This is a genomic window from Vibrio sp. 970, from assembly GCF_033339075.1.
In genome coordinates this window covers 1-525 of sequence record NZ_JAWOTW010000781.1, presented here as the reverse complement: position 1 = coordinate 525, position 525 = coordinate 1, and the positions used below count along the sequence as shown (strand labels likewise).

General features: G+C 43.0%; 1 pseudogene. It reads left to right on the top strand.

From position 1 onward, the window contains the following. Positions 1-254, top strand: a pseudogene (locus R7Q11_RS29155) (TVP38/TMEM64 family protein); the annotation flags it as partial. Between the last annotated feature and the right edge of the window lie 271 nt (positions 255-525).

The following is a 525-nucleotide window of genomic DNA, read 5'->3' as shown; positions in this document are numbered from 1 at the left end:
CTTTCAGCCTACAAAACTACGCTTACGGTCTAACCAGCCTAAACCTAGGCACTTACGCACTGGTTTCTCTACTAACAATGGCACCAGGCGCATTCATCTTCGCTTACATGGCGGGTGATATTGCGACAAACGGCGTGTCTGTGATGTTGCTAGTGAAATTTGCGGTTGCGGGTCTTGTGCTGTTTGGTATGTCTCTGATTCCAAAATACATCGCGAAGAAAAAAGGCATCAACATGGAAGAATTAGCGAAGTAGTCCGGTCTATCCAACATTGATGCTAAAAGAGTGCAGCTATCGTGCTGCGCTCTACCCTTTACATCATTGATAGTAATTCCCTGAATCAATTAATAAATCCTATTGGGATTCACATTGATAATACCGCGAGATAGATTACTATCCTTGTGAAGGACAGAGGCTATTCGTGAACAAACTCAGCGAAGCTTCAAACAAGAACCAGAAGAAAAACACGGACTACGTATGAAAAAGCTACTCAGTACCATTGGCATTTTAGCCACCACTTTTGCAA